We start from the raw sequence: 25476 nt of genomic DNA on the forward strand, positions 1-25476 counted from the left end.
GTCCGGTGAGTGGCGGTTCCAATGCGCAATCGCTCCGTCGGAACCGCTGCGCGCGAAGCCGTGCTGTGCGACGATCTCGGGACGTTCGTACGGTGATCCGGCCAACGCTCGGTGGGGGAAGTCTTGTCGGAGTACACGGAGTTCGTGACCGCCGACGGTGCGGTGGTCCGGGTCGAGCTGCAGCAGCCGCCCGCCGGCCAGGACGAGTACGGGATGCGGCCGGTCGGCCGGGGCGCGGCCGCCGCCGGGGTCGAGCGTGCCGGCGAGACCTTCGAGCAGGCGCTGGCCGGGGTCAGGGCGGCCGCCGGAGCGGCGCTCGCGGTCTTCCGGGACGGCAGCCTGAAGCCGGACGAGGTGGAGATCGAGTTCGGCGTCAAACTCACCACCGAGGCAGGGGCGTTGATCGCGCGGACCGCCGCCGAGGCCCATCTCACCGTCAGACTCAGCTGGGCCCCCGGACGCTCGGCCTGAGCCCGCCCGATGGCGAACCCGTACTGGCTGGCCCGGATCAGCGTCGGCGGCCCTGAACCGACCGTGGGCGCGGGGGTGTTGGTCACCGACCGGCTGGTGCTGACCTGTGCCCACGTGGTGCACGGCCGGGCCACCGCCGAGGTCCGGCTGGTCAACCGCCCCGACCACCCCGGGCTGTCCGCCACCGTGCTGCGCCGGGGCCCCTGGCCGAGCGGGCGGCACGGCCGGGACGGCACCGGAGATGTCGCCGTGCTCGAACTCGCCGAGCCGGTGCCCCAACGGGTGGCCCGGCCGGCCGAGTTCGCCCCGCTGCACCACTGGGACCGGCCGCCCTACCCGGGGCTGACCGCGCACGGCTTCCCGCTCGACCACGAGGCCGGGCGGAGCAGCGAGATCCGGCCGACCCGGGGCGGCATGCTGATCGGCGGCGAGCTGGTGCAGCTGGAGCACGACACCCACGGCATGCCGCTCTCACCGGGTTTCAGCGGCGGCCCGGTGGTGGACTCCGAGAGCGGCGAGCTGATCGGCATCGTGACGGCGGCTCAGGACACCCTGGACCGCCCGCCGGTGCCGGGCCGGGACGGCAGGATCCGACCCGCCGTCCGGCTCGGCCAGATGCTGCCCGCCGGGGCGCTGGCCCGGTACGTCCCCGAGCTGGCCGACCTGATCCCCGGCGCCGCTCTCCCGGCCGACCAGGTACGGGAGTTGCGCACCCTGGTGACCGCGGCCGGGCCGGTGGCCGACCCGCTGGAGCTGTACCGGGCGGCCACCGCCGCGCAGGGCCTGCTGGATCCGCCGACCCGGCCCGCCACGCTCTGGGAGACCTGCTGGTTCCTGCTCTCCGAGGTCACCGAGGCGCCGGGCACCGCGCACCACCCGGTTCGCGAGTTCGCCGGGCTGCTGGCCGCCTCGGCCACCGACCCGACGCAGCGCGAGCGGCTGGACCGGCTGGCGGCCGGCGCCGACAGTGGCCGAACGACCGGCGAGCGGTGGCGGCCGATCCTGGTCGAGATCGGCCACAGCGGCTCCGGCCGGGGGAAGTTCACCGTCGGGGTGCGCACGGTGCGCGGCGGTGAGTACGGGCCGCCCCGGCTGCGCACGCTGGGCCGGTCGGCGCTGCAGGGCGAGGTGCTGGCCGAGATCGACCGGCAGCTCGGCCTGCTGGCGGCGGACGGCGCCGAGCTGATCGTCTTCGTGCTGCCGCGCACCCTGCTCACCGTGCCGGTGCACGGCTGGACCGGCAAGCGGTCGTTCGGCCCGCTGGGCGCCGACCACGCCGTGGTGGTGGTGGACCGGCAGCGCCGGGACAGCGCGGTGGACCGCCGCAAGCTGGAGATGAACTGGGCGCTGCGGCAGACCGAACGGCGCACGGTGGTGCACGGGGTGGACTGCGCCGAGCCCGGCGAGCCCCGGGCGCTCTACCACCTGCTCGGCCCGGTCGAACGCCCGCACCTGCCCGCCCTGCCGGGCCTGCCGAAGGGCCGCCCGTACGGCCCGCTGCTGGACGCCGCGCTGAGCGCCGGGGCGCACGCGGTGATCTGGCCGGAGTGGACCTGCGGTGAACGGCACCACCCCGGACGGAACTGCCGGGGCAGCCGCTTCACTGCCAAACTGGCAGTGGAACTGGCCGGCAGTCCACCTGGAGAACTGCCGTCCCGGATCAAGGAGTTGCGCCACCAGGCGGAGGAGAGCGGAGACCCGGCCGGGCACTGGGCGGCCGGCCTGGTCCTGCTCTGGGAGGATCCGCAGCTGCTGCCCAGCCCGCACCGACCGTACCCGGTCGCCCCGACCGTCCGTCAGTCCCGCCCCGGCGCGGGTCAGTAGCAGGAGAATCAGCACGATGCCGCTGCAACGGATCTACCGGGGCGCCGAGCAGCCCCACGACGGCCTGGCCGACCTCCCAGCGCCGCCGCCCTGGCGCGCCTTCGACGGCGGCCCCGCGCTGCCCACCCCCGAGGCCGCGGCCGATCCCGGCGCCGCCTCGGCCGGGCACCGGGCCGCCACCTTCCGCCCCACCCCGGAGACCGTCGAGCTGGTGAACGCCGCCCTCCACCTGCGCCGCCCGCTGCTGGTCACCGGTCCGCCCGGCAGCGGCAAGTCCAGCCTCCCGTACGCGGTGGCCCGGGAGTTGGGCCTCGGCCCGGTGCTCCGCTGGAACATCACCAGCCGCAGCGCGCTGCGCGACGGCCTCTACCAGTACGACCCGCTGTCCCGGCTCTACGCCGCCAACCAGGCGGGCCCGGACGGCGCGGGCGCGGGCCTGGAGGAGCACCTGCGGCTCGGCCCGCTGGGCACCGCGCTGCTCCCGTACCGGCGGCCCCGGGTGCTGCTGATCGACGAGATCGACAAGGGCGACCTGGACCTGCCCAACGACCTGCTGCACGTGCTGGAGGACGGGCAGTACGAGATCGACGAACTGGTCCGGGCCGCACCGCAGTTGCCGGAAGCCGAGGTACTCACCGCGGACGGGCTGAGCCGGGCGCCGGTGCGCGGCGGGCGGGTGCGCTGCCGGGCCTTCCCGTTCACCGTGCTGACCAGCAACGCCGAGCGGGAGTTCCCGGCCGCCTTCCTGCGCCGCTGCGTGGTGCTGGAGCTGCGCCGCCCCGAGGGCGGTGAACTGGAGGAGATCGTCCGCTCGCACCTCCCGTCGGCGGACCACACCCTGGTGGCCGAGATCCTCCAGGTCTTCCTGGACCGGCGGGCCGAGGGCGAGTTGGCCACCGACCAGCTGCTGAACGCGATCTACCTGACCGCCCGTCCCGAGCTCGCCGACCAGGCCGACCGGGCGGCGCTGGCCGCCCGGGTGATGCCCTATCTGAGCAGAGGCCGGGACGACGATGACTTCTGAGCGGCGGGGAGCCCTGGACCGGCTCGCCGCCCTGCTCACCGGCCTCGGCCGCCCCGAGCCGGACCCGGTGGAGCTGGCCGAGCTGCTCTGGTTGGCGGCCCGGAGCGAGAGCACCCCGGACGGCGTGCCCGCCGACCGTCCCGGTGGCCGGGCCGCGCCGGGCGCGCTCGGTGCTGACAGACCGTCAGCGGACTTCCGGGCCGAGCCGGTCGGCCCACTGCTGCCGCTGCACCTGCCGGCCGCCGACCCGGCCGACGGGACGGCCGCCGCCGGTACGGTGGCCACCCCGAGCGCGCCGATGCTGGCCCGGCCGCTCGACCTGCAGCGCGCGCTGCGCCCGCTCAAGCGCCAAGTGCCGGACCCGCGGCGTGCGTTGCTGGACGAGGACGCCACCGCCAACCGGCTGGCCGAGGCGCTCCGCGGCCCCGATCCGGTGCACTGGCTGCCGGTGCTGCGGACCGGTGCCGAGCGCTGGCTGAGCCTGCGGCTGGTGCTGGACTGCGGCCCGACCATGGCGCTCTGGCGCCCGCTGGCCCGCGAACTCGCCCTGCTGCTGCGGCAGACCGGCGCCTTCCGCCAGGTCGGCTCGGCCCGACTGACCGCCGACGGCGTGCTGACCGGGGCGCAGCCGGGCCCCCGGGTGGTCACCCTGGTGCTCAGCGACGGCATGGGTCCGCAGTGGCGCCCTGGCCCGGCGGGCGAGCGCTGGTACCGGACGCTGGGCGCGCTGCTGCGGCGCGGCCCGGTGGCGGTGCTCCAGCCGCTGCCCGAGCGGCTCTGGCCGCTGACCGCGCTGCCCGCCGTGCCCGGGGTGCTCGGCGCACCGGAGGCCGGGGTGGCCAACTCCGGGTACGGCTTCCGGCCGCTGGACCGCCCGGTCGGCCCGGGGTTGGTGCTGCCGGTGCTGGAGGCCGATCCGGAGTGGGTGGCGAACTGGGCCGCCCTGGTGGGAAGTCCGGGCGGCGCGGAGGTGGTCGGCGCGGCGCTCCGGATCGGTCAGCTGCCGGTCGGCGTCGAGGAGGCCCCGGCGGCCGGACCGGCCGGGCAGGACGCCGAGGAGCTGGTCCGGCGGTTCCGCGCGGTCGCCTCCCGGGAGGCGTACACGCTGGCCGGGCTGGCCGCGCTCACCACGCCCGCGCTGCCGGTGCTGCGGCTGCTGCAACGGGCCGCGCTGGCCCGGCCCCGGCCGCAGCAGCTGGCCGAGCTGGTGGTCAGCGGGCTGCTGACCGAACGGCCCGGCCACCAGGACAGGTTCGAATTCCGGCCGGGTGTACGGGAGTTGCTGATCCACACGCTGCCCAGATCGGTCACCCACCAGGCGGTCGGCCTGCTGATCCGGGTCGGCGAGCAGATCGCCGCCCGGGCCGGGCTGGTGCCGAACGAGCTGGCCGCGATTGCCGCCACCGACACCGAGGGCGCCCCGCTCACCGCCGAGACCCGTCCGTTCGCGCTGGTCAGCCCGGCGGCCCTGGGCATCGTCGGCCTCCGGGAGCCGGTCGCCGCGGTGGCCGAGACCGCCCGGATCGGCCCGCGCGGCGCCCGGGCGGTCCTGGTGGCGCTGAACCCGAGCCGGGCCGAGGCGGCGCAACTGCGCGAACTGGTGGCCGCCCTGGGCGATCCGGAGCTGGTCGGGATGCGCCCCGAGCACATCAGGATCGGACTGGACACGGCGGAGGACTTCCGGTCCGTGCTGCGCCGGGCGGACCGGGAGGCGGACGGCATCCTGCTGGTCTACCTGTCGGGCTGGTGGGCCGAGGTCGACCGCTTGCTCGGTGAGCTGCTGGGGCTGCGGCGCCCTCCGGTGCTGATGCTGGATCTGATCGGCGGGAGCCCGCCGGAGCTGCCCTACCCCCGGGTGGTGATGATCCGTCGGCAGTCCGACCGCTCACTGGCCGCGCTGTGCGCCGAGGTGCTCAGGACCGGCCGGTTCGGCGGGCCGCCGGAGCTGGACCTGCGGGACTTCGCGGCCGAGCTGGCCGACCGCGCCGACCCCGGTGTCCGGCTGCAGGTCCAGCTGCCCGAGCCGATGCTGTTCACCCGGAACCCGGCCGGGCAGCGCTACTGCTACCTGGGCCGAGCGCCGGGGGAGGACCCAGCGGTGGACCGGTTCGTCGCCGATCTCGGCGAGGAGGTCTGGCAGTTGACCGACCTGGCGGTGGCGACCCGGCAGCCGGGCGCGGTGGCCCGGTGTGAGGTATTCGTCCCGCTGTACGAGCGGGAGTACTTCCGCAGCGCCCGGTGCGGCCGGGAGTGGGCGGCCTTCACCCGCCGCACCGACCTGTCCCGGGGCTTCGTCCCGGTCTTCGGACGGCCCCTGCCGTACCTCGAACTTCCCTACACCGCGCGCCAGTTGCACTACCGCGACCACCAGTACGGGGACGACTACGCCCGACTGGGCCTGTTCGGCCTGCCGCCGCAGAGCTACGAGCTCGCCGTGCACCGGATCGCCGCCCGGATCGTCGAGGTGGCCGAGCGGCACCGCATCCCGCCCGGCCACCCGGTCGACCTCGCCGCGCTGCCGAACGCGTTCCGCTGATCCGGGTCAGGTGACCTCGCCGCGCCGCCCGAACTGCTCCTCGCGCCACTCCTCGGACTCCAGCACCTCGGCCAACTGCCGGGCCGCGTCCCAGACTTCGGTGTACGAGAGGTAGAGCGGGGTGAAGCCGAACCGCATCAGGTCCGGCGCCCGGAAGTCACCGACCACGCCACGCGCGATCAGCGCCTGCACCACCGGGTACCCGTCCGGGTGCCGCAGCGCGACCTGGCTGCCGCGCCTGGCCCGCTCGCGCGGCGTGACCACCTCGACGCCGTACTTGGCCAGCGGATCGACCAGCTCGATGAACAGCTCGGTCAGCGCCAGGCTCTTGGCCCGCACCTCGGCCAGGTCGACCTGCTCCCAGATCTCCAGGCTGGACTCCAGCGCGGCCTGCCCGAGCAGCGACGGCGAGCTGGTGAGGAACCGGCCGATGCCGTCCACCGGCCGGTAGCCCGGCTCGAAGTCGAACGGCTTCGCGTGGCCGAACCAGCCGCTGAGCGGCTGCTCCGCGGCGGCCAGGTGACGCTCCGCCACGTACAGGAAGGCGGGTGAACCGGGGCCGCTGTTCAGGTACTTGTAGGTGCAGCCGACCGCGAAGTCGACGCCGTTCGCGTCCAGCTCGATCGGCAGCGCGCCGACCGCGTGGCAGACGTCCCAGACCATCAGCGCGCCGGCCGCCTGCACCTGGCGGGTGATCGCGGGCAGGTCGAGCAGCTCGCCGGTGCGGTAGTCGACCAGCGAGAGCAGCACGACTGCGGTGTCGGGGCCGAGCCGGTCGGCCAACTGGTCGGCGGAGTCCAGCAGTTCGGTCCGGGCCCCGCCGCCGGCCAGCGCGCTGACGCCCTCGGCGATGTACAGGTCGGTTGGGAAGGCGGCCCGCTCGGCCAGCACGGTGGAGCGGCCCGGACGCAGCCCGAGCGCGGCGGCCAGCACCTTGAAGAGGTTCACCGAGGTGGTGTCGCAGACCACCACCTGCCCGGCGGCGGCACCGAGCAGCGGGGCCACCCGGGCGCCCAGGGTGTGCGGCTTGGCGAACCAGCCCGCCTCGTTCCAGCTGCGGATCAGCTGCTGCCCCCACTCCTGCTCGACCACCTGCCGCACCCGTTCGGGGGTACGGGCGGGCAGCACGCCCAGCGAGTTCCCGTCCAGGTAGATCAGGCCCTCGGGCAGTACGAACTCGGCCCGGAAGGGCGCCAGCGGGTCGGCGGCGTCGAGTGCGGCGCACTCCTCACGCGTAGTGGTCACAGTGCGTTCCTCACGGTCCACAGCTCGGGGAAGACATCCTGGTCGGCCGACTCCTTGAGCCAGCTCAGGCCGCTGGAGCCGCCGGTGCCCGGCTTGGCGCCCATCGAGCGCTTCACGGCCGAGTAGTGCCGCTGACGCCAGCGGGTCACCCGCTCGGCGGTGTCCAGCAGCGATTCGCCGAGCCGGGCCAGGTCGGCCAGCGCCGGGTCGGTGTAGACCTGCCGCCAGGCCGCCTCGACCTGCTCGGTCGGCCGGTAGCGGGCCGGGCCGCCGGTCACGTCCACGGTCAGGCCGCGCCGGGAGAGCAGTGCCAGCACCTCGTCGTACAGGCTCGGGCTCTCCAGCGCCGCGGTCAGCTCGGCGTGCACGGCGGGCACGCCCTGATACATCGCCAGCAGCCGTTCGCTCTTGTTGCCGAGCAGGAACTCCAGCCGCAGGAAGGCCGAGGACTGGAAGCCGCTGGCCTCGCCGAGCACCGGGCGGAAGGCGTTGAACTCCAGCGGGGTCATGGTGGCCAGCAGGTCCCAGGAGCTCACCAGCACGTCCTGGGTGTACTGCCCGCGCCGCAGGGCGGCCAGCGCGGAGGTCAGGTCGTCCTCGCGCAGGGCGTGCTGGGCGGTCGTCCAGTCGTGTCTGAGCAGGTCGAACAGCAGCTCCATCACCTGGGTGCTGATGATGAACGACAGCTCGGCGTCCACCTTGCTGCGCGGGTGCTGGAGGCTGTGCAGCACGTCCAGCCGGACGTACTTGGCGTAGGGGGTGCCGACCTCGGGCTCGTCGGCCGGACCGAAGCTGAGTTTGGGCGTACTGACCTCGGACTGACCCGGCATGGTTCCTCCTGTGCTCACCACCCGCCTTCGGGCGGCCCCCATTGTGCGGCGGGCGGGCCGCCGGATTGAATGGGCGACGGATGCGGGATCGGCCGGTCGGCCTTTCGGACGGAAGGTCTTTTCCGGCTCGGCCTGCCGAACGGAAAGGACCGCCATGGACGCCGTGGACCGACTGCTGCTGGCCGAACTCCAGGCTGATGCCAGGCTCTCCTACAACGAGCTCTCCCGCCGGGTCAGGCTCTCCTCGCCGGCGGTCGCCGAGCGGGTCCGGCGGCTGGAGGCGGACGGGGTGATCAGCGGCTACCACGCCCATATCGACCTGGACCGGGCCGGGCTGAAGGTCACCGCCCTGGTGCAGATCCAGTGCTACGGGCCGCGCTGCGTGCTGCGCGACCCCGAGGTGGCGGCCTGGCCCGAGGTGCTCCAGCTGCACCGGGTGACCGGCGGGGCCTGCTGCGCGCTGCTGGTGGCGGTGGCCGGGATGGCCGAGTTCGAGCGGCTGATCGACCGGCTGGCGGGCTACGGGCAGCCGTCCAGCTCGATGATCCTCTCCAGCCCGGTGCCCTGGCGCCCGGTCCAGCTGCCCTGACGCCGGGTCAGTGCAGGCCCTGGGCGGAGAGCTCGCCGAGCCCCGCGATGAACAGCTCCACGCCCACCGCCGCGAGCAGCAGGCCGAGCAGCCGGGACATCACCTCCAGCACCGTCTGGTGGCTGTGCCGCAGCGGCCGGGAGAGCAGCAGGACGCAGACGCAGTTGATCGCCACCACCCCCACGTAGGCACTGGCCAACGTGGTCCGCCAGCCCCAGTCCTCCCGTTCCAGCGCTCCGACCATCAGCGCGGTCATCGCGAGCGGGCTGGCGATGTAGGGGAGCAGCAGTTCCCGGATGCCCTCCATCAGCGGGTTGGGAAACTGGCCGCCGTCCTCGGTGCTGCCGCCGAGGTGGATGCCGAGCACCAGCGCGACGGCGTAGATGAAGAAGATCACCCCGCCGGCCAGCTGGAGCGACCAGTCGTCGATGTGGAAGAACGTGGTGAGGAAGGCCGCCGAGTACTCCACCGCGACCCCGACCACGGCCGCCAGCCCGGTGGCCACCAGGGTCAGCTGCACCAGCTCCCGGTGCGAGCGGGTCCGGGCCAGCTGCGCGAAGGCCAGCAGGACCTTGGGTGGTCCGACCACGGCGAACAGGGTGACGAAGGTGCTGGTCAGGTCGAAGTCGTGCATGGCTCCCAGCATGCGTCAGCGGGGGCGCAGCCCCGTGGCGCCGCGCCCCCGCTGACGACGGTTCAGCCGATCACGGCCTGGGCGTCGATCTCCACCAGCATCGCCTCGTGCGGCAACTCGACGAAGATCGTGGTCCGGCACGGCTTCACGCCGCCCTGCACGTGCTTGTCGATGAACTCGCCGTAGACCTCGTTCATCAGCCCGAAGTCCGCCCGCTTGGTCAGGTAGACCCGGAACATCACCACGTCCTCGACGGTGGCGCCGCCCGCCTCCAGCACCGCGCGGACGTTCTCCAGCGTGCGCAGGGTCTGCGCCTTCACGTCACCCGGGTAGAGGTACTCGGAGGTCTCCGGGTCCTGCGGCCCCTGGCCGGAGACCTGGAGGATCGGGCCCTTGCGGACCCCCTGGGAGAACACCCAGGCGGGCGCGGGGGCGCCGGTGGTACGGACTTCGGTCTTCATGCTTCCCGTCCTAGGGGGGTTGGGGTCCAGCCGCAGTCGGCGGAGATCGCGGCGGTGGCGGCCCGGAGCCGCGGCAGCAGCGCCAGCACCTGTTCGTACGGCAGCAACATGTCCGGCACCGACACCGAGACGGCGGCGACCACCCGCCCGGAGGCGTCCCGGACCGGTGCGGCCACGCAGTTGATGAACGACTCGTGCTCGGCGTGGTCCCGCGCCCACCCCTGCGCCGCCACGGTGTCCAGCTCGGCCAGCAGCGCGGCCGGGGTGGTCAGGGTGTGCGCGGTGTACGGGGTGTACTCCAGCCCCTCGGCGATCTGCCGGCGTTCGGACACCGGCAGGTCGGCGAGGAGCACCTTGGCCACCGCCGCGCAGTGCAGGGCGGCCCGCAGGCCGATCCGGGAGTACATCCTGACGGGGTGTCGGGAGTCGTACTTGTCGATGTAGACCACCTCGCCGCCCTCGTACGCCGCCAGGTGCACGGTCTGGCCGGTGGCCGCGTTCAGCTCGCGCAGGTGCGGGGCGGCGACGGTGCGGATGCCGCGCTGCTCCAGCGCCTGCCCGGCCAGCGCGAACAGCTGCGGCCCGAGCCGGTAGCGGTGGGCGGCGTCCCGCTGGACGATCCGCTCCTCCTCCATCGGGCGGAGCAGTCGCAGTGCGGTGCTCTTGTGCACGTCCAGCACGCCCGCCAGCTGCTCCAGACTGCGCTCGCCCTCGCCGAGTTCGGCCAGCAGGCGCATCGCGCGGGCGACGGTGGAGCTGCTCATCCGAGCGCCGTTCGGAAGCCGTCCTGATCGACCTCGGTGGCGGCCCAGCCGGCCTCGTCGGCGGCCAGCAGGGCGTCGATCACGGCGGTGGGCGGCAGCACGCCCAGGTCGCCCCGGACGGTGAGCGCGGCGGCGGCGGACAGGTGGCCGAGCCGCAGCCGCTGACGCTCCGGCAGCTCCCGCAGGGTGCCCGCGTGGTAGCCCGCCGCGAACGCGTCGCCCGCGCCGGTCGGCTCCACCACCGAGACCCGCAGGGCGGGTTCGGCGAGGGTCGAGCCGTCCGGGGCGATCGAGGTGGAGCGGTGCGCGTCGTCCTTGAGCACGATCACGCCGGGGCGGGGGAGCAGCTTGCGCAGCCCGGCCGGGTCGTCGGTGCCGAGCACCTCGCGGGCCTCGTCGGCGCCGAGCAGCACGATGGTGGCGGCGTTCATCAGGAACCGCAGCGCCTGCCGGTCCCGCCCGGCCCAGAGCGCGGGGCGCCAGTTCAGGTCGAAGCTGACGGTCTTTCCGGGCGCGCCGAGCAGGGTACGCACCAGGCGGTGGCAGCTGTCCGAGAGCGCCGGGGTGATGCCGGTCAGGTGGATCAGTGGCGCGGCGGCCAGCAGCGGGGCGGCGGCGGGCTCGGCCAGCAGCTCGGGGCCCATCGCGGAGGCGGCCGAACCGCGCCGGTAGTAGTGCAGCCGGCTGCGCCCGGCGCCCAGGTCGTACGGGTGGTCCAGGCCCGCGCCGGTCTCCTTGACGTACAGGCCGGTCGGCCGGGCCGGGTCGGCGGTGACGGCGGAGGTGTCCACCCCGTGCGCGGCGATCCGCTCCACCAGGTGGCGCCCGAAGCCGTCGGCGCCGACCCGGCTGACCCAGGCGGCGGGCACGCCGAGCGCGGTCAGCCCGCAGGCGACGTTGGACTCGGCGCCGCCGAAGCTGCGGCGGAAGCCGTCGGCGTGCTCCAGCGGGCCCGGGTTCTCGGGGATCAGCACGGTCATCGACTCGCCGAGGCAGACGGCGGGCGCGGGCGGGAGTGTCACGCGGGGCCTCTCGATCGGCGGGTCCGTTGACCAGTGGTCTGGACCTGATGTTAGATCAGGCTCGGCAGATATCGCAACGACCGTTGCACATAGTGCAACGAGGGAACGGTGGGCCGTGGTGGAGCTGATGGACCGTGGACGACTGGCGGAGCTGGCGGACGAGCGGCTGGACTGGCGCTTCAAGGCCGTCCCGGCCGGGGCCTGGGGCCTGACCGTCGCCGAGTACCTGGCCGGGGCGCCGACCCTGGACGACCTCGGCACCCCGCTGGTGACCCTGGACGCGGGTGCGCTCGACCACAACCTCGCCACCATGGCGGCGTACTGCGCCAAGGGCGAGGTCGGCCTCGCCCCGCACGGCAAGACCACCATGGCCCCGGTGCTGTGGCAGCGTCAGCTGGACGCCGGGGCGGACGCCATCACGCTGGCCAACCTCCCGCAGGTCCGGGTCGGCCGGGCCTTCGGCCTGCGCCGGATCCACCTGGCCAACGCGCTGCTCGACCCGGCCGGGCTGCGTTGGCTGGCCGGTGAGCTGGCCGCCGACCCGGAGTTCCGGTTCGCCTGCTGGGTCGACTCGGTGCGCTCGGTCGAGCTGATGGCCGAGGCCCTGCGCGGCGCCCCCGCCCCGGTCGACGTCTGCGTCGAGCTCGGCGCCCCCGGCGGCCGGACGGGCTGCCGCACGGTGGATGAGGCGGTCGAGGTGGCCCGCGCGGTGGCCGCCGCCGGCGAACTGCGACTGGTCGGCGTGAGCGGCTACGAAGGCGCGCTGGCCCACGACGCGAGCGCCGGATCGCTCGGCACCGTGGCCGGCTATCTGCGCGAACTCGGCCGCCTCTACCGCCTGTTGGACGACCTCTTCGACCCGACCGCCGAGCAGATCTGGCTCACCGCCGGCGGCAGCGCCTACTTCGACACCGTGCTCGAGGAGCTGGGCGCCGTGGTCGAGGGCCGGGGGCGGCTGGTGCTCCGCTCCGGCGCCTACCTCGCGCATGACGACGGCTTCTACCGGGGCATCTCGCCGCTGGCCCGGGCCGGCGGCGCGGGCTTCAGGTCGGCCCTGCACGGCTGGCTGCGGGTGGTCTCCCGGCCGGAACCCGGGCTCGCCCTGCTGGACGGCGGCAAGCGCGACCTGTCCTTCGACGAGGGCCTGCCGGAGCCGCAACTCGTCCGTGGGCGCGGCCCGTTGGGGGGCAGGATCACCGCGCTGAACGACCAGCACGCCTTCCTCCGGGACGCCGAGGTCCAGGTCGGCGAGGTGGTCCGGGTCGGCCTCTCACACCCGTGCACGGTCTTCGACAAGTGGTCGCTGCTCCCGGTGCTCGACTCCGCCGACGCCGAACTCCCGCGCGTGGTGGACCTGGTGCGGACGTACTTCTGATGGCGGCCGACCTGCTGATCAAGGGCGCCTGGGTGATCGACGGCACCGGGGCGCCCCGCCGCCGGGCCGACATCGCGGTGGAGGACGGCGTGATCGTCTCCGACGCCGCCACCGCCGCCCGGGTGATCGACGCCGAAGGACTGGTGCTGGCCCCCGGGTTCATCGACATGCACGCCCACTCCGACCTGGCCGTGCTCACCGAGCCCGACCACCTGGCCAAGCTCAGCCAGGGCGTCACCTGCGAGGTGCTCGGCCAGGACGGCCTCTCCTACGCCCCGGTGGACGACCGGTCGCTGGCCGCGCTGCGCCGCCAACTCGCGGGCTGGAACGGCGATCCGGCCGGCTTCGACTGGAACTGGCGGACCGTCGGCGAGTACCTGGACCGGCTGGACCGCTCCCAGCTCGCCGCCAACGCCTGCTACCTGGTCCCGCACGGCACCCTGCGCGCCCTGGTGGTCGGCTGGGACGACCGCCCGGCGACCGCACAACAGCTCGACCGGATGCGGGAGTTGCTCTGCCAGAGCCTCGCCGAGGGCGCGGTCGGGATGTCCACCGGACTGACCTACACCCCCGGCATGTACGCCGACTCCGCCGAACTGGCCGCGCTCTGCGAGGTGGTGGCCGCCCGCGGCGGCTACCACTGCCCGCACACCCGCTCGTACGGGGCGGGCGCGCTGGAGGCGTACGCGGAGGTGATCGAGCTGTCCAGGCGGACCGGCTGCGCGCTCCATCTCACCCACGCCACCATGAACTTCGGGGTGAACGAAGGCCGGGCGGGCGAGTTCCTGGCCCTGGTCGACGACGCGCTGGCGGCGGGCGTCGACGTGACCCTGGACAGCTACCCCTACCTCCCCGGCTCCACCACGCTGGCCGCCCTGCTGCCGTCCTGGGCCACCGAGGGCGGCCCGGCCGCCACGCTGGCCCGGCTGCTGGAGTCCCCCGCCCGGGAGGCGATCCGGGTCGCGGTGGAGGAGACCGGCAGCGACGGCTGCCACGGCGTGGTCGCCGACTGGCGGACGGTGCAGATCTCCGGCGTACGCAACCCCCAACTGGCTGACACCGTCGGCCTGACGGTGCAGCAGATCGCCGACCGCTGGGGGAGCACCGGCACCGCCGCCTTCCTGGAGCTGCTGGTCCGCGACGAACTGGGTACCGGCATCCTCCAGCACGTCGGCCACGAGCAGAACGTCCGGGAGATCATGCGCCATCCCGCACACTGCGTGGGCAGCGACGGCCTGCTGGTCGGCGCCCGCCCGCACCCCCGGGCCTGGGGCACCTTTCCACGCTATCTCGGGCACTACGCCCGGGAGTTGGGCGTGCTGACGCTGGAGCAGACGGTGGCCCGGATGACCGGCCGCCCGGCCCGGCGGCTCGGCCTGACCCGGCGCGGACTGGTCCGGGACGGCTACGCGGCCGACCTGGTGCTGTTCGACCCGGCGACGGTGCGGGACACCGCGAGCTTCGACCAGCCCCGGCAGCAGGCCGAGGGCATCCCCTGGGTCTGGGTCGGCGGGGTCGGCGTGATCGAGGACGGCAAGGCGACCGGCGCCCGCCCAGGACGGGCGCTGCGCCGGCAGGCGGACGGAGGAGTACGTTGAGCAGCGGTCTCGAAGGGTTGGCACAGGACCGGGTGATCGCGGTGGTCCGCGCCCCGGTGATCCCCGACGCGGCGGAGCTGTGCGCCGCGCTGGTGGCCGGCGGCATCCGGTGGATCGAGTTCACCTGGACCACCCCCGGCGTGGAGGAGCACCTGCGGCGGGCCGCCGAGGTGGCGGACCGGCTCGGCTGCCGGGTCGGCGTCGGCACCGTACTGACCGCCGAGCAGGCGCGGCGCGGGGTCGCGGCGGGAGCGCAGTACCTGGTCACCCCCGGCGTACGGCCCGGCCTGGCCGAGGCGGCGGCCGGGGTGCCGGTGGTGATGGGCGCCCTGACGCCCAGTGAGGTGGCCACCGCCGTGGACCTCGGGGCGGCGGCCGTGAAGATCTTCCCGGCCCGGGCCTTCGGGGCGTCCTACTTCCGCGACCTGCGCGGCCCGTACCCGCTGGTGCCGCTGGTCGCCTCCGGCGGCGTCAACGCGGGCAACGCCGCCGAGTTCCTGGCGGCGGGCGCGCTGGCGGTCTGCGCCGGGAGCGAGGTGGTGGCCCCGGCGGTGGTCGCGGCGGGCGGCTGGAGCGGGGTCGAGCTGCGGGCCCGGGAGTTCGTCGCCGCTGTCGCGAGGTGACCGCTACCGCAGGGTGACGGTGACCCCGCCCTCGCGGAGCACCTCCAGCAGCGCGTCGAAGTACCGCTGCTCGCTCCCGGGCAGGCGCCGGGTGAGTGCCGCCCGGGCCTGCCCGGCGTCGTGCCAGACCAGGCCGAACGGCGCCTCGGGGCCGTAGCCGCCGCGCAGGCAGTCGGCCAGCGCGTCCAGGTTGCGGCCGTAGTAGCCGTCCGGGGCGTCCAGCGCGTCGGCCAGCGCGGTGTAGAAGGACGGCTCGTCGGTGATCTCGGCGCCGCGCAGGTGGTAGGTGGTCGGCATCGGGCTACCTTCGCTCGGATGGCGCGCCCGGGGTGAGGGCGTACCGGGTCTGGGGTGGGATGGGGAGGCCGGTGTTTCTCCCGAGAGCTGAGGCCCCATCATGACCTGTTGGAACCGTAAGGACCTAGGCCTGCTCGCACTGCGCGCGGCGGTCGGCGGCGTCCTGGTGGCGCACGGCACGCAGAAGCTGTTCGGCTGGTTCGGCGGCGGCGGTCTGGAGGGCACCGCCGGCGCGATGGAGCACATGGGCTTCGAACCGGGCCGGCAGAGCGCGATCGCCGCCGGGCTGGGGGAGACCGGCGGCGGCGCCCTGCTGCTGGCCGGCCTGGCCACCCCGGCGGCCGGCTCGATCGTCGCGGGCACCATGGCCGGAGCCATCTCGGTGCACGCCCCGGGCGGCTTCTTCGCCACCGCCGGCGGCTACGAGTACCCCGCCGTGCTCGGCACCTGCGGCCTGGCCCTCGGCGTGGCCGGCGCCGGCCGCTACTCCCTCGACCACCTGGTCGGCCACCGCTTCGACGGCGCGGCCCTCGGCCTGCTCGCCTTCGTCGCCAGCGCCCTCGGCGCCGCCGCCGTGGTGACCCGCCGTCAGGACGTGGTCCGCCGCCGCGAGGCCAGGGCCGCCGACGAGGAGGCGGGCATCGGCGGGCTGGCCTGACGGCCGGTCAGCCGGGCAGCGCTACTCGAAGGGCGTGGGGTCGCCGGCCCCGTACCGGACGATCTCCGGTGCGCCGCCGGAGAAGTCGACGACCGTCGTCGGGACCGTACCGCAGTCACCGGAGTCCATCACCGCGTCCAGTACGTGGTCGAGTCGCTCCTTGATCTCCCATCCCTGGGTCAGCGGCTCCTCCTCACCGGGCAGCAGCAGGGTGCTGGAGACCAGGGGCTCGCCGAGCTCGGCGAGCAGCGCCCGGGTGACGGCGTGGTCGGGGATCCGGACCCCCACGGTCTTCTTCTTCGGGTGCATCAGCCGCCGCGGCACCTCCTTGGTGGCGGGCAGGATGAAGGTGTAGCTGCCCGGCGTCGCAGCCTTGACGGCGCGGAAGACGGCGTTGTCGATCTGGACGAACTGCCCCAGCTGCGCGAAGTTCTCGCACATCAGGGTGAAGTGGTGCCGGTCGTCGAGCTTACGGATCGACCGGATTCGTTCCAGGCCCTCCTGATTGCCCATCCGGCAGCCCAGCGCGAAGCAGGAGTCGGTCGGGTACGCGATGAGCGCTCCGGAGCGGAGGCTGTCGGCCACGGTGCTGATGGTGCGGGCCTGCGGGGTCTGCGGGTGCACGTCGAAGTACTTCGCCATTGGCCGACCATACGGGATCCACCCGCCCCGTTCAGTAGCGCATCGCCCCCGCGAAGGGCATCACGTCGTACGGCACGATCTCGACCGTCTTGCCGGTGCGCGGGGCGTGCAGCAGCTGGCCGTTGCCGATGTAGATGCCGACGTGGTGCAGGTCGTCGTAGTAGAACACCAGGTCGCCGGGCTGGAGTTGGTCCCGGGCGATCTTCTTGCCGGCCGCGTACTGGGCCTGTGAGGTGCGGGGGAGCGAGATGCCGCCCGCCGCGAAGGCCCGCAGGGTGAGGCCGGAGCAGTCGAAGGAGTTGGGGCCGGCCGCGCCGTAGACGTACGGCTTGCCGAGCTGGGCGTACGCGAAGGTCAGGATGTCCTTGACCCGGCCGGTGGCGGGGCCGGTGTACGGCATCCGGGCGGTGACGCTGCGGGAGGCGGCGGCGCCCCCCGCGTTCCCGGCCACCACCTTGGCGCGGTCCTCGGCCTTGAGGCCGTTCAGGATGGACTGCACCTGGGCGAGCTTGGCCTGGACCTCCTGCTTCTTCGTGGCGGCGGACCGGCGGGCCTGGTCGAGGCCGGCCAGCTGGGCGGCGGTCTCCTCCCGCAGCTGGTCGAACCGTTTCTGCTGGGCCGTCAGCAGGCGCAGGGTGTCCGCCTGGGTGGCCGTGGCCACGTCCTGCAGGCTCGCGCCGTCCAGGTACTCGGTGGCGTCGGCGGTCAGCATCAGCCGCAGCGTGGGGTCGAGCCCGGCCGAGCGGTACTCCTCGGCGGCCACCGCGCCGAGCGTCTCGCGCAGCCGGTTGAGCTGGTCCTGCTGGGTGGCCACCTGCTGCTGGAGGGTGCCGGCCCGGGCCTGCAGCTGCTCCTGCTTCTCGTTCAGCCCGTTGTACTGCTCGGTGTCGGCCTCGGCCTCCTCGTAGAGGTCGTCCACCTGCCGCTGGACCTGCTCCAGCGAGGGCTTCGGCTCCGCCAGGGCAGGCGTCGAGGTGAGCAGCAGCGCGGCCCCCGCGGTGAGGGTCAGGGCGGTCAGACGGCGGGCGGCCAAGGCGTGCTCCCGAGCTGGACGACTAATCTCCTAAGGAAATTAGTACGAGAATCACCGGGAGGGCAAGTGGCGGACCTGACGCGTGCTCAGCCCGGGCGGTGTCCGGTGGTGTGCTGCCAGCGGTTGTGGGCGGCGGTCAGCTCGGCGCGCGCCTCGCGCAGGGCCCGGTCCTCGCGCTGCTGCTCCAGCAGCCGGTCCCGGTCCGCCCGGGCGGTCTGCTGGGGGATGGTGTTGGACCGGGCCAGCTCCAGGGCGCGGCGGGCCTTGACGGTCCGTTCGTCCCGGTGCAGCAGGAAGTCGTCCTCGGCCGCGACGGCCGCCTCCAGCCGGACCACGAACTCGTGCACCTGGTCCGACTCCAGGCCGCTGAACTCCACCCGCCGGACGTTCCCGTTCGGCCGCGTCAGCAGCACCCGGTGCTGCTCCGACCCCAGGTCGAGCCGGACCCGGAGCCGGGCCAGCGGGATGTTCTCGCTCCGGTACCTGACCAGGTGCTGGTGCAGCGTCAGCTCGCCGAGCGACTCCAGCACCGCCCCGGCGCCGGGCTCCGCCAGCTCGGCCACCCGGTTCTGCAGCTCGGTGATCCGGCGGCGGTACTCGGCCTCGGTGGCGCGGATCTCCTGCTCGGCGGCGGAACGTTCCTGCGCCCGGCTGCGCTCCACCTCGCGGACCCGGCTACGGCCCGCCGCCAGCTCCGCCCGCTCGGCGGCGTACGCGCGGGCGAAGGCGTAGGCCCAGCCGCCCGGATAGCTGTGCAGCCGGTTCCCGACCCAGACGGCGACCGCCGCCAGGACCAGCAGTGCCGACATGACGAACGCCATGTCCCCTCCCCGTATTCGATCGACGTACGGAGACCTGCCCGGGGACGGGGCTGGTGACACGCGGATCGGGGTCGGGTCAGGGCCGGGCCAGGACGGATCAGGCCAGGTGCGGCAGGCAGACCAGCAGCAGCGGCAGCCCGGCCAGCCCCGCCGGGGCGGCCGCGGTGAGCGCCAGCAGCGAGCGCGGGGCCGGACGGTGGTCCGCCAGCCGTTCGATCCTGGCCAGCGCCTGGTGGCCCGCGGTCAGCGCGGTGACGGGGGCCAGCCCGCCGGCCACCACGCCCATCGCGGTGGCCAGCGCACGGGGGCTGTGGCCGCGCAACGCCCGGTCGTCGGCCGCCATCTCCAGCAGGGTGCGGACCTCGGCCGAGACCAGCCGGCCGAGCGGCAGCCGGGCGAAGGTGCCGGCCAGCGCCTCGGCGGCGCAGGCGGCCAGGTGGTGACGGCCGGTCAGGTGCGCCCGTTCGTGCGCCAGCGCGGCGGCCAGCTGCGGCGGGGTGAGGGCGGCCAGCGCGCCCCGGCTGACCACGATCCGGGAGTGCCGGCCGGGCAGGCAGTAGATGGTGGGCGTCGGGTGGTCCAGCAGCAGGGCGCCGGGCACCCGGCCGCGGTGGGCGGCCAGGTCGAGCAGGGCGCGGTGCCGACGGCGACCGCGGTGGGCGCTGCCCAGGCTGCGCAGCAGCCGGCCGGCCGGGTAGAGCAGCACCAGGGCGGCGGCGGCCGGAGCGGTACCGGAGACCGCCTCGGGGGAGAGACCGCACAGGTGCAGCAGGCCCGCGTGGTGGTGCGGGGCCGGGTCGATCAGCTGACGGACGGTCAGGGCGACCGAGCTGACGGCGGAGAGCCCGAGCGCGAGCCAGGTGAACACGCCGAGCAGCGGCGCCCGCCTGGTCCAGCGTGCGCCGGCCAGCAGCGGCGGCAGCGCTACGGCGATCAGCACGGCCCAGAGCCCGAGCAGCGCGGCGGCGCTCACTGCTCCTCCCCTTGGGTGGCCCGGTCCAGGGCGGCCAGTGCCCGGCGGAGGGCGGCGACCTCGTCGGTGCTGATCTGCTCGACGAAGTGGGCCAGCGCGGCCGGGGTGTCAGAGGTCGAGCCGAGCGCCTCCTGCATCAGCGTGGCGGTGTACGAGTCGCGGCTGCGAGCCGGTTCGTAGACCCAGGCGCGGCCCGATTTGTGACGGTTCAGCAGGCCCTTGGTGTGCAGGATGCCGGCCACCGTCATCACGGTCGTGTAGGCGACCGGCCGCTTGGCGTTGAGGTCGTCGACCACCTCCCGGACGGTGGCCGGGCGGCCCCAGCTCCAGAGCCGGTCCATGATTTCGGCTTCGAGTTCGCCGAGGCTGCGTACCACCATGCGGCCAATCGTAGTCACCCGGATGCCGCGCCCTGGTGGCCCCGGGCAAGCGGCCCCAGAAGGGTGGGGGAAAGGTCCGGACGAGTGGAGGTCCCTGATGCGTCGGTTGGTCGTGGGTGCGGTGGTGGCGGGTGGACTGGTACTGACCGGCTGTTCCTCGGACGGGGGTTCACCCTCCTCGGCGGTCCAGTCGGGCGCGTCCGCGCTGGCCTCGGCGGCGAACAGCGCGGCGAACAGCTTCGCCTCCTCGGCCTCCTCGGCCGCCGCGTCGGCGGAGGCGGCGGCCTCCTCGGCGCTGGCGAGCGTGAAGGGCGGCTTGGACGCCAAGGGCGACGTCACCCTCGGCACCGTGGTGACCGACTCGGACGGCAAGTCCAGCGTCCCGGTCACGGTCACCAACAAGACCTCACAGCCGTACAAGTACACGATCCAGGTCAGCTTCCAGGACGGCTCCGGCAACCTCCTGGACGCCGCCGTGGTCACCGTCCCCGAGATCGCGGCCGGCGGCACGGCCCAGGCCACCGCGAAGAGCAACCGCAAACTGGACGGCACGGTCACCGCCAAGGTGGGCAGCGCCCTGCGGTACTGACCTCCCCGGTCGACCTGGATCTGACCGAAGTTGACGAGATGTGATCAGACGTTTCAGCCGGCCCCGCTCCGTGCGGGGCCGGCTTTGTGCTGGTCAGGGGTCGGTCGAACCTTAACGGGAGCTCAAGGTCCAAGAAGGGCTCTTGACGGGGGAGTTGGTCTAGTCCATTTTTATGGCCAGGTGCAGGGAGCCCCCGGCCGGCATCGGTGGTCCAGACCTCCGGTGCCGGTTCGGCATCCCCCGCTGCTCGACCTCCACTGACGTGCCTCTCCGGTTGTGCGGCCCCACCCCGCGCGTCCGGTCGACGTGGCCCGGCAGTTCCCCCACGACCTGGAGGGTCACGACATGACTCGAGTTTCCCTGGAGCCGACGCACCGTCGGCGTCCGAAGGGCCTGGCCGCGCTCGCGGTCGGCACGGCGGCCTCGCTGCTGCTGGGCGCCGGTCTCGCGCTGAGCGCGGGCACCACGGCCTCGGCCGCGGCCGGCAACACCACGGGCGCCCCGGCGACCAGCGGTGGCATCAAGGTGGCCTACTTCGACCAGTGGTCGATCTACGGCAACGCGTACTACCCGAAGACCATCCAGGACACCGGCGTCGCCAAGAACCTGGACTACATGATCTACTCGTTCGCCAACATCCACCCGACCAACCTCTCCTGTTTCGAGGCCACCAAGGCCGCGTCCCAGGACGAGAGCAACACCAGCGCGGGTGACGGTGCGGGCGACGCGTTCGCCGACTACCAGAAGACCTTCGACGCGAACACCGCGGTCGACGGTGTCGCGGACGTCTGGGGCCAGCCGATCGCGGGCAACTTCAACCAGCTGAAGAAGCTGAAGGCGAAGAACCCCAACCTCAAGGTGCTGCTGTCGATCGGTGGCTGGACCTACTCCAAGTACTTCTCCGACGCGGCCGCCACGGACGCCTCGCGGAAGAAGCTGGTCTCCTCCTGCCTCGACATGTTCATCAAGGGCAACCTGCCGGTGGACGCGGGCTACGGCGGGGCCGGTTCGGCCGCGGGCATCTTCGACGGCATCGACATCGACTGGGAGTACCCGGGCGGCGGCGGCCACGCGGGCAACCACGAGAGCGCGGCCGACAAGCAGAACTTCACCCTGCTGCTCAAGGAGTTCCGCACCCAGCTGGACGCCCAGGGCGTGACCGACAACAAGACCTACGCCCTCGCGGCGGCGGTCGGCGCCGGCCAGGACAAGGTCAAGAACATCGAGACGGACAAGGTCGGCCAGTACCTGACCTTCCTCGACGTCATGACCTACGACATGCACGGTGCGTGGGACGCCCAGGGCCCGACCAACCACCAGGCCCCGCTGTACTCCGGTGCCAAGGACCCGATGACCCCGGTCAAGCCGGGCACCGGCAAGTACTCGATCGACGCGGCCATCAAGGCCTGGACCGTCGGTGACGCCGAGTACGGCATCCCGGGCGGCTTCCCCGCCAAGAAGATCAACATGGGTATCCCGTTCTACTACCGCGGTTGGACCGGCGTTCCCAACAACGGCGTGAACGGCCTGTTCCAGAGCGCGACCGGCCCCGCCGCCGGTGCCGCGATGTCCGGCAACGTGCCCGGTATCCAGATGTACAAGGAGCTCGCGGGCTTCGTCGACAACCCGGCCAAGACCTTCTGGGACGACGAGGCGAAGACCACGTACTTCTACGACGGCTCCACCTTCTGGACCGGCGAGGACGCCCGCTCGATCCAGGCCAAGGTCGACTACGCGCACTGCAACGGCCTGGGCGGCTCCTTCGCCTTCTCGCTGTACGACCTGGGCACCAAGACCGCGCTGTTCGACAAGATGGTCTCGGCCACCAACGGCTCCGCCGCCAACTGCCCGGCCGCGCCGACCAGTTCGCCGTCGCCCAGCCAGTCGGCCAGCCCGTCCGCCTCGGCTTCGGCCTCGCCGACCGCGTCGACCTCCCCGTCGGCCTCGGTCAGCCCGAGCACCTCGGTCAGCCCGTCCGCCACGGCGACCGGCTGCACCGTGCCGAGCTGGAGCGCCACCGCCGTCTACGCGACCGCCGGCACCAAGGTCTCGTGGAAGGGCCGGGTCTACACCAACAAGTGGTGGACCACCAACGAGGACCCCTCGACCACCGGTCAGTGGGGCGTCTGGGCCGACGCGGGCGCCTGCTGAACCACCCGTGAGCTGAGCTCCTGAGCTCCGCAGCACTTCGCCCCGCCGGGCTGTGGCCGGCGGGGCGAAGTCGTGCGCGGGGCCCGGAGGTTGATCATCGCCCCCCCTGTGGGGCGGGTGGTGCACGCACGCTAGGCTCGGCGCACTCCGCGTTCGCGCACCGCCCGATTCAAGGACTGGAGGGTCGGTGTCCCGTCGCCGCCTCACCCTGACAGCCGGTCTGCTGACCGCTGTCTCCCTGCTGATACCCGGCCCCGCCCAGGCCGCCGACGCCCCGCCGTCCGGCATCGGGCAGCAGATCGACACCGCCGCGCTGAACGCCGCCAAGGCGGCCGGCCTGGAGACCTTCAGCAGCCCCGCCGAGAAGTCGTACCGCATCCCCCGGGCCACCGGCCAGGGCGAGCTGAACAGCCGTCAGACCACGGCCGGCCGGACCATCTGGGCCGCCGCCACCTACTGCGGGGCCGAGGTCGGCGCCGGGACGGAGGCCTCGCCGTACTGCAAGCTGCAGAGCGCGGTGGACGCCGCCGTGCCGGGCGACACCGTACGGGTCAAGTCCTGGACCAACTCGACCGGGGCCTGGGAGGCGGCGACCGTCCGCACCTCCGGGATCACCATCATCGGTGAGGGCGACCCCGAGTTCGCCGCCGTCAACCAGTACGCGGGCAGGCCCGCGCTGACCCTGGACGGCGTCACCGACGTGACGGTCCGGAACCTGGTGCTCACTGCGGGCAGCGCCCCGGCGGTCCGGATCACCAAGTCCGCCAGGGTCACCCTGGACGGCAGCTACGCCTCCTCCTGGGAGTCCAGCGGCGTCACCATCGACGGCGCCTCCAGCGACATCACGGTGAGCCGGACCTACGTCAACACCGGCCGCTGGACGCCCGGCGTGCCCGGCATCGCGGTGGCGTCCGGCGCCACCCGGATCACGCTGGCCGCCGACGCGCTGGCCGCCAGCGGGATCGTGGCCGACGGCGTGCACGGTCTGGACATCGCGGGCAACACCATCCAGCGCGGCTGCTCCCCGGCCGTCGACGTCACCGGTGACTCCACCGCGGTCAACGTCCAGAACAACGTGATCCTGGACGCCAACCCGGTCACCGACAGCTCGCTGGGCGGGTTCAAGGAGAACTGCGCCGAGCACCAGCCGGCCCAGCCGTGGGACCCGAGCGTGCGGATCGCCGCCCCGGCGAGCGCGGGCACCTCGCTCGACTACAACACCTTCCACCTGCAGGACGGCTACGGCACCCTGCCGATCAGTGTGTCCGGCGCCCCGTACACGGGTGCCCACGACAACCTCGACCCGACGCTGGGCGGCGCGACGGGCGTCCGCAAGGACAAGTACGGCGCCATCAACCTGGCGCTGGTGAAGGGCTCGACGGCGATCGGCACGGCCAACCCGGCCGCGCCCGGCCAGCTGGCCTCGGACTTCTACGGCACCACCCCACGGGTCAGCCGGGGCGCCGCCGAGTACCTCGGCACCGACCCGACGCTGGCCGTCGCACTGACGGCCAAGCTCACCACCGGCCGCGCCGTCCAGGTCACCCCGGCGGTCACCAGCAGCCGGACCTGGGTGCCGGTCTACCTGGACTGGGGCGACGGCACCACGACCTACGTCAGCCCGAACGGCACCCCGGTCACCCCGCACACCTACGCCAAGCCGGGCAGCTACACCGTCACCGCCACGGCGGTGATCGAAACCGGTGACCAGGTGGCCAACTCGGTGAAGATCACCACGCTCGGCTCGCACTACACCGCCTACGGCCCGACCCGCCTGCTGGACACCCGTACCGGTCTCGGCGCGGCGGCGGTCAAGGTGGCGCCGTACTCCTCGGTCAAGGTCAAGGTGGCCGGCGGCGCCCTCCCCACCTCGGTCACGGCGGCGGTGCTGAACATCACCGTCACCGAGGCGGTCAACGGCGGCTTCATCACGGCGTACGCCTCCGGCAAGGACCGGCCCAGCACCTCGAACGTCAACTTCACGGCCGGTCAGACCGTGCCGAACCTGACGGTCACTCCGGTCGGCTCCGACGGGCAGGTGGAGCTGTTCAACGGCAGCGGCGGCCCGGTGCACCTGATCGCGGACATCGCCGGCTACTTCACCCGCTCGGCGTCCAGCGGCTACACCGCGACCGCGCCCGGCCGGCTGGTGGACACCCGGGAGGGCACCGGCACGGCCCGGGGCCAGATCGCGGGCAAGTCCTCCTTCTCGGTTCAGATCGCGGGCAACCCGACCGGTCCGCTGCCCGGTTCGGGCATCACGGCGGTGGCGCTGAACGTGACCACGGTCGGTTCGCGCGGCGCCGGGTACCTCACGGTGTACCCGAGCGGCGGGCAGACCCCGGTGGCCTCGAACCTCAACTTCGGCCAGGGCCAGGTGGTCGCCAACTCGGTGATCACCCCGGTCGGCGCGGACGGGAAGATCGAGATCTACAACGGCAGCGGCGCCCCCACCGACGTGGTGGTCGACGTGGTCGGCTACTACAGCCCGGACGGCGCCAGCTCCTACCGCCCGGTCACCCCGACCCGCCTGCTGGACACCCGCTCCTGGGGCAAGGGCGCACTCGCCAGGGACAACTACATCTACATGCCCCTGGGCGCCGGCTACCCGGAGGAGACCGGCTACGTGATGAACGCGACCGTCACCGAGCCGGTCGGCGCGGGCTTCCTGACCGTCGCCCCCGACCCGAACGCGCTGGGCCACTACCAGTCCAACGTCGCCGTCTGGCCAACCCGTCCGCTGGTCTCCGCGCTGAACTGGAAGTCCGGCGAGACCGTCCCGAACCTGGTCCAGGCGACCCCGGGGCCGTACGGCGTCATCGACTTCTGGAACGGCGGTGGCGGCAACATCCACCTGGTGGTGGACGTCTTCGGCTACTACGACAACAGCTGACGCACCGTCGCACAGCAGCACAGCGGGCCCCGTACTCCTTCGA

Annotated in this window: 24 protein-coding genes; 12 read left to right on the forward strand and 12 right to left on the reverse strand. The window is 73.5% G+C overall.

The window, feature by feature from the left end; translation table 11 throughout:
- Positions 1-123 precede the first annotated feature (123 nt).
- The 4 genes from F4556_RS26425 to F4556_RS26440 are packed head-to-tail and all read left to right on the forward strand — an operon-like array spanning position 124 to position 5855.
- The gene (locus F4556_RS26425) at positions 124-471 is read left to right on the forward strand and encodes a CU044_2847 family protein (RefSeq protein WP_184920275.1); all 348 of its coding nucleotides are present in this window, start codon (positions 124-126) and stop codon (positions 469-471) included.
- A gap of 9 nt (positions 472-480) precedes the next feature.
- Positions 481-2295, forward strand: coding sequence for a VMAP-C domain-containing protein (locus tag F4556_RS26430; RefSeq protein WP_184920277.1), 1815 nt, complete (start codon positions 481-483; stop codon positions 2293-2295).
- 16 nt (positions 2296-2311) lie between these two features.
- The gene (locus F4556_RS26435) at positions 2312-3319 is read left to right on the forward strand and encodes an AAA family ATPase (RefSeq protein ID WP_184920279.1); all 1008 of its coding nucleotides are present in this window, start codon (positions 2312-2314) and stop codon (positions 3317-3319) included.
- On the forward strand, positions 3309-5855 hold the full coding sequence (locus tag F4556_RS26440) for an SAV_2336 N-terminal domain-related protein (protein WP_184920281.1): 2547 nt from the start codon (positions 3309-3311) through the stop codon (positions 5853-5855). Before F4556_RS26435 ends, F4556_RS26440 begins: the two co-directional genes overlap by 11 nt.
- Before the next feature lie 6 nt (positions 5856-5861).
- On the opposite strand, the gene kynU is transcribed toward F4556_RS26440, so the two are convergent.
- Positions 5862-7100 (reverse strand): kynureninase, encoded by a 1239-nt coding sequence (kynU, locus tag F4556_RS26445; RefSeq protein WP_184920282.1) that lies wholly within the window; start codon positions 7098-7100, stop codon positions 5862-5864.
- Positions 7097-7930, reverse strand: coding sequence for a tryptophan 2,3-dioxygenase (locus F4556_RS26450; RefSeq protein WP_184920285.1), 834 nt, complete (start codon positions 7928-7930; stop codon positions 7097-7099). The genes kynU and F4556_RS26450 overlap by 4 nt, the downstream gene beginning before the upstream one ends.
- 154 nt (positions 7931-8084) lie before the next feature.
- Between F4556_RS26450 and F4556_RS26455 the strand changes: the two genes are divergently transcribed.
- A complete protein-coding gene (locus F4556_RS26455; protein ID WP_184920287.1) occupies positions 8085-8519 on the forward strand; it encodes an Lrp/AsnC family transcriptional regulator in 435 nt (144 codons plus the stop codon).
- Positions 8520-8526: 7 nt separating this feature from the next.
- On the opposite strand, the gene F4556_RS26460 is transcribed toward F4556_RS26455, so the two are convergent.
- The 4 genes from F4556_RS26460 to F4556_RS26475 form a co-directional block, all read right to left on the reverse strand.
- Positions 8527-9153, reverse strand: a complete 627-nt coding sequence (locus F4556_RS26460) for a MarC family protein (protein WP_184920290.1) — start codon at positions 9151-9153, stop codon at positions 8527-8529.
- A gap of 62 nt (positions 9154-9215) precedes the next feature.
- Positions 9216-9614, reverse strand: a complete 399-nt coding sequence (locus tag F4556_RS26465; protein ID WP_184920292.1) for a RidA family protein — start codon at positions 9612-9614, stop codon at positions 9216-9218.
- Positions 9611-10378: an IclR family transcriptional regulator gene (locus tag F4556_RS26470; RefSeq protein WP_221503705.1), complete on the reverse strand. Its 768-nt coding sequence runs from the start codon at positions 10376-10378 to the stop codon at positions 9611-9613. The genes F4556_RS26465 and F4556_RS26470 overlap by 4 nt, the downstream gene beginning before the upstream one ends.
- Positions 10375-11400: a sugar kinase gene (locus F4556_RS26475; protein ID WP_313068650.1), complete on the reverse strand. Its 1026-nt coding sequence runs from the start codon at positions 11398-11400 to the stop codon at positions 10375-10377. Before F4556_RS26475 ends, F4556_RS26470 begins: the two co-directional genes overlap by 4 nt.
- A 127-nt stretch (positions 11401-11527) precedes the next feature.
- On the opposite strand from F4556_RS26475, the gene F4556_RS26480 reads away from it, so the two are divergent.
- The 3 genes from F4556_RS26480 to F4556_RS26490 are packed head-to-tail and all read left to right on the forward strand — an operon-like array spanning position 11528 to position 14996.
- Positions 11528-12775 carry an alanine racemase gene (locus F4556_RS26480; RefSeq protein WP_184920294.1) on the forward strand — a complete coding sequence of 416 codons (1248 nt, stop codon included), beginning with the start codon at positions 11528-11530 and terminating at the stop codon, positions 12773-12775.
- The gene (locus F4556_RS26485; protein WP_184920296.1) at positions 12775-14373 is read left to right on the forward strand and encodes an N-acyl-D-amino-acid deacylase family protein; all 1599 of its coding nucleotides are present in this window, start codon (positions 12775-12777) and stop codon (positions 14371-14373) included. The genes F4556_RS26480 and F4556_RS26485 overlap by 1 nt, the downstream gene beginning before the upstream one ends.
- Entirely contained in the window at positions 14370-14996 is a 627-nt protein-coding gene (locus F4556_RS26490; RefSeq protein WP_184920298.1) for a bifunctional 4-hydroxy-2-oxoglutarate aldolase/2-dehydro-3-deoxy-phosphogluconate aldolase, read from the forward strand. The genes F4556_RS26485 and F4556_RS26490 overlap by 4 nt, the downstream gene beginning before the upstream one ends.
- A gap of 3 nt (positions 14997-14999) precedes the next feature.
- Here the strand turns inward: F4556_RS26490 and F4556_RS26495 are convergent, their stop codons facing one another.
- Positions 15000-15293 carry a barstar family protein gene (locus tag F4556_RS26495; protein WP_184920300.1) on the reverse strand — a complete coding sequence of 98 codons (294 nt, stop codon included), beginning with the start codon at positions 15291-15293 and terminating at the stop codon, positions 15000-15002.
- A gap of 100 nt (positions 15294-15393) precedes the next feature.
- Between F4556_RS26495 and F4556_RS26500 the strand changes: the two genes are divergently transcribed.
- Entirely contained in the window at positions 15394-15951 is a 558-nt protein-coding gene (locus F4556_RS26500) for a DoxX family protein (RefSeq protein ID WP_184920302.1), read from the forward strand.
- Positions 15952-15972: 21 nt separating this feature from the next.
- Here the strand turns inward: F4556_RS26500 and F4556_RS26505 are convergent, their stop codons facing one another.
- From F4556_RS26505 to F4556_RS26525, 5 genes are all read right to left on the reverse strand, one after another.
- Positions 15973-16593 (reverse strand): L-threonylcarbamoyladenylate synthase, encoded by a 621-nt coding sequence (locus tag F4556_RS26505; RefSeq protein ID WP_184920304.1) that lies wholly within the window; start codon positions 16591-16593, stop codon positions 15973-15975.
- Between the two features lie 31 nt (positions 16594-16624).
- A complete protein-coding gene (locus F4556_RS39195) occupies positions 16625-17626 on the reverse strand; it encodes a C40 family peptidase (RefSeq protein WP_281403670.1) in 1002 nt (333 codons plus the stop codon).
- Between the two features lie 86 nt (positions 17627-17712).
- Positions 17713-18447, reverse strand: a complete 735-nt coding sequence (locus tag F4556_RS26515) for a hypothetical protein (RefSeq protein ID WP_184920306.1) — start codon at positions 18445-18447, stop codon at positions 17713-17715.
- Positions 18448-18544: 97 nt separating this feature from the next.
- The gene (locus tag F4556_RS39540) at positions 18545-19420 is read right to left on the reverse strand and encodes a M56 family metallopeptidase (RefSeq protein ID WP_184920308.1); all 876 of its coding nucleotides are present in this window, start codon (positions 19418-19420) and stop codon (positions 18545-18547) included.
- The gene (locus F4556_RS26525) at positions 19417-19800 is read right to left on the reverse strand and encodes a BlaI/MecI/CopY family transcriptional regulator (protein WP_184920310.1); all 384 of its coding nucleotides are present in this window, start codon (positions 19798-19800) and stop codon (positions 19417-19419) included. The genes F4556_RS39540 and F4556_RS26525 overlap by 4 nt, the downstream gene beginning before the upstream one ends.
- A 97-nt stretch (positions 19801-19897) precedes the next feature.
- Between F4556_RS26525 and F4556_RS26530 the strand changes: the two genes are divergently transcribed.
- From F4556_RS26530 to F4556_RS26540, 3 genes are all read left to right on the forward strand, one after another.
- Positions 19898-20389: an FxLYD domain-containing protein gene (locus tag F4556_RS26530; protein WP_184920312.1), complete on the forward strand. Its 492-nt coding sequence runs from the start codon at positions 19898-19900 to the stop codon at positions 20387-20389.
- Between the two features lie 345 nt (positions 20390-20734).
- Positions 20735-22540 carry a glycosyl hydrolase family 18 protein gene (locus F4556_RS26535; RefSeq protein WP_184920314.1) on the forward strand — a complete coding sequence of 602 codons (1806 nt, stop codon included), beginning with the start codon at positions 20735-20737 and terminating at the stop codon, positions 22538-22540.
- Between the two features lie 187 nt (positions 22541-22727).
- Complete coding sequence (locus F4556_RS26540) at positions 22728-25433, forward strand: right-handed parallel beta-helix repeat-containing protein (RefSeq protein WP_184920316.1); 2706 nt, start codon at positions 22728-22730, stop codon at positions 25431-25433.
- Positions 25434-25476: the final 43 nt, after the last annotated feature.

Origin of the sequence: Kitasatospora gansuensis, assembly GCF_014203705.1 — a bacterium.
Lineage (GTDB): Bacteria > Actinomycetota > Actinomycetes > Streptomycetales > Streptomycetaceae > Kitasatospora > Kitasatospora gansuensis.

What these genes read in the sequence shown, in the direction of transcription:
- F4556_RS26430 (WP_184920277.1), top strand. Translation starts at nt 481, where the DNA reads ATGGCGAACCCGTACTGGCTGGCCCGGATCAGCGTCGGCGGCCCTGAA.
- F4556_RS26435 (WP_184920279.1), top strand. Translation starts at nt 2,312, where the DNA reads ATGCCGCTGCAACGGATCTACCGGGGCGCCGAGCAGCCCCACGACGGC.
- F4556_RS26440 (WP_184920281.1), top strand. Translation starts at nt 3,309, where the DNA reads ATGACTTCTGAGCGGCGGGGAGCCCTGGACCGGCTCGCCGCCCTGCTC.
- F4556_RS26450 (WP_184920285.1), bottom strand. Translation starts at nt 7,930, where the DNA reads ATGCCGGGTCAGTCCGAGGTCAGTACGCCCAAACTCAGCTTCGGTCCG.
- F4556_RS26455 (WP_184920287.1), top strand. Translation starts at nt 8,085, where the DNA reads ATGGACGCCGTGGACCGACTGCTGCTGGCCGAACTCCAGGCTGATGCC.
- F4556_RS26460 (WP_184920290.1), bottom strand. Translation starts at nt 9,153, where the DNA reads ATGCACGACTTCGACCTGACCAGCACCTTCGTCACCCTGTTCGCCGTG.
- F4556_RS26465 (WP_184920292.1), bottom strand. Translation starts at nt 9,614, where the DNA reads ATGAAGACCGAAGTCCGTACCACCGGCGCCCCCGCGCCCGCCTGGGTG.
- F4556_RS26470 (WP_221503705.1), bottom strand. Translation starts at nt 10,378, where the DNA reads ATGAGCAGCTCCACCGTCGCCCGCGCGATGCGCCTGCTGGCCGAACTC.
- F4556_RS26480 (WP_184920294.1), top strand. Translation starts at nt 11,528, where the DNA reads ATGGACCGTGGACGACTGGCGGAGCTGGCGGACGAGCGGCTGGACTGG.
- F4556_RS26485 (WP_184920296.1), top strand. Translation starts at nt 12,775, where the DNA reads ATGGCGGCCGACCTGCTGATCAAGGGCGCCTGGGTGATCGACGGCACC.
- F4556_RS26495 (WP_184920300.1), bottom strand. Translation starts at nt 15,293, where the DNA reads ATGCCGACCACCTACCACCTGCGCGGCGCCGAGATCACCGACGAGCCG.
- F4556_RS26500 (WP_184920302.1), top strand. Translation starts at nt 15,394, where the DNA reads ATGACCTGTTGGAACCGTAAGGACCTAGGCCTGCTCGCACTGCGCGCG.
- F4556_RS26505 (WP_184920304.1), bottom strand. Translation starts at nt 16,593, where the DNA reads ATGGCGAAGTACTTCGACGTGCACCCGCAGACCCCGCAGGCCCGCACC.
- F4556_RS26515 (WP_184920306.1), bottom strand. Translation starts at nt 18,447, where the DNA reads ATGGCGTTCGTCATGTCGGCACTGCTGGTCCTGGCGGCGGTCGCCGTC.
- F4556_RS26525 (WP_184920310.1), bottom strand. Translation starts at nt 19,800, where the DNA reads ATGGTGGTACGCAGCCTCGGCGAACTCGAAGCCGAAATCATGGACCGG.
- F4556_RS26530 (WP_184920312.1), top strand. Translation starts at nt 19,898, where the DNA reads ATGCGTCGGTTGGTCGTGGGTGCGGTGGTGGCGGGTGGACTGGTACTG.
- F4556_RS26535 (WP_184920314.1), top strand. Translation starts at nt 20,735, where the DNA reads ATGACTCGAGTTTCCCTGGAGCCGACGCACCGTCGGCGTCCGAAGGGC.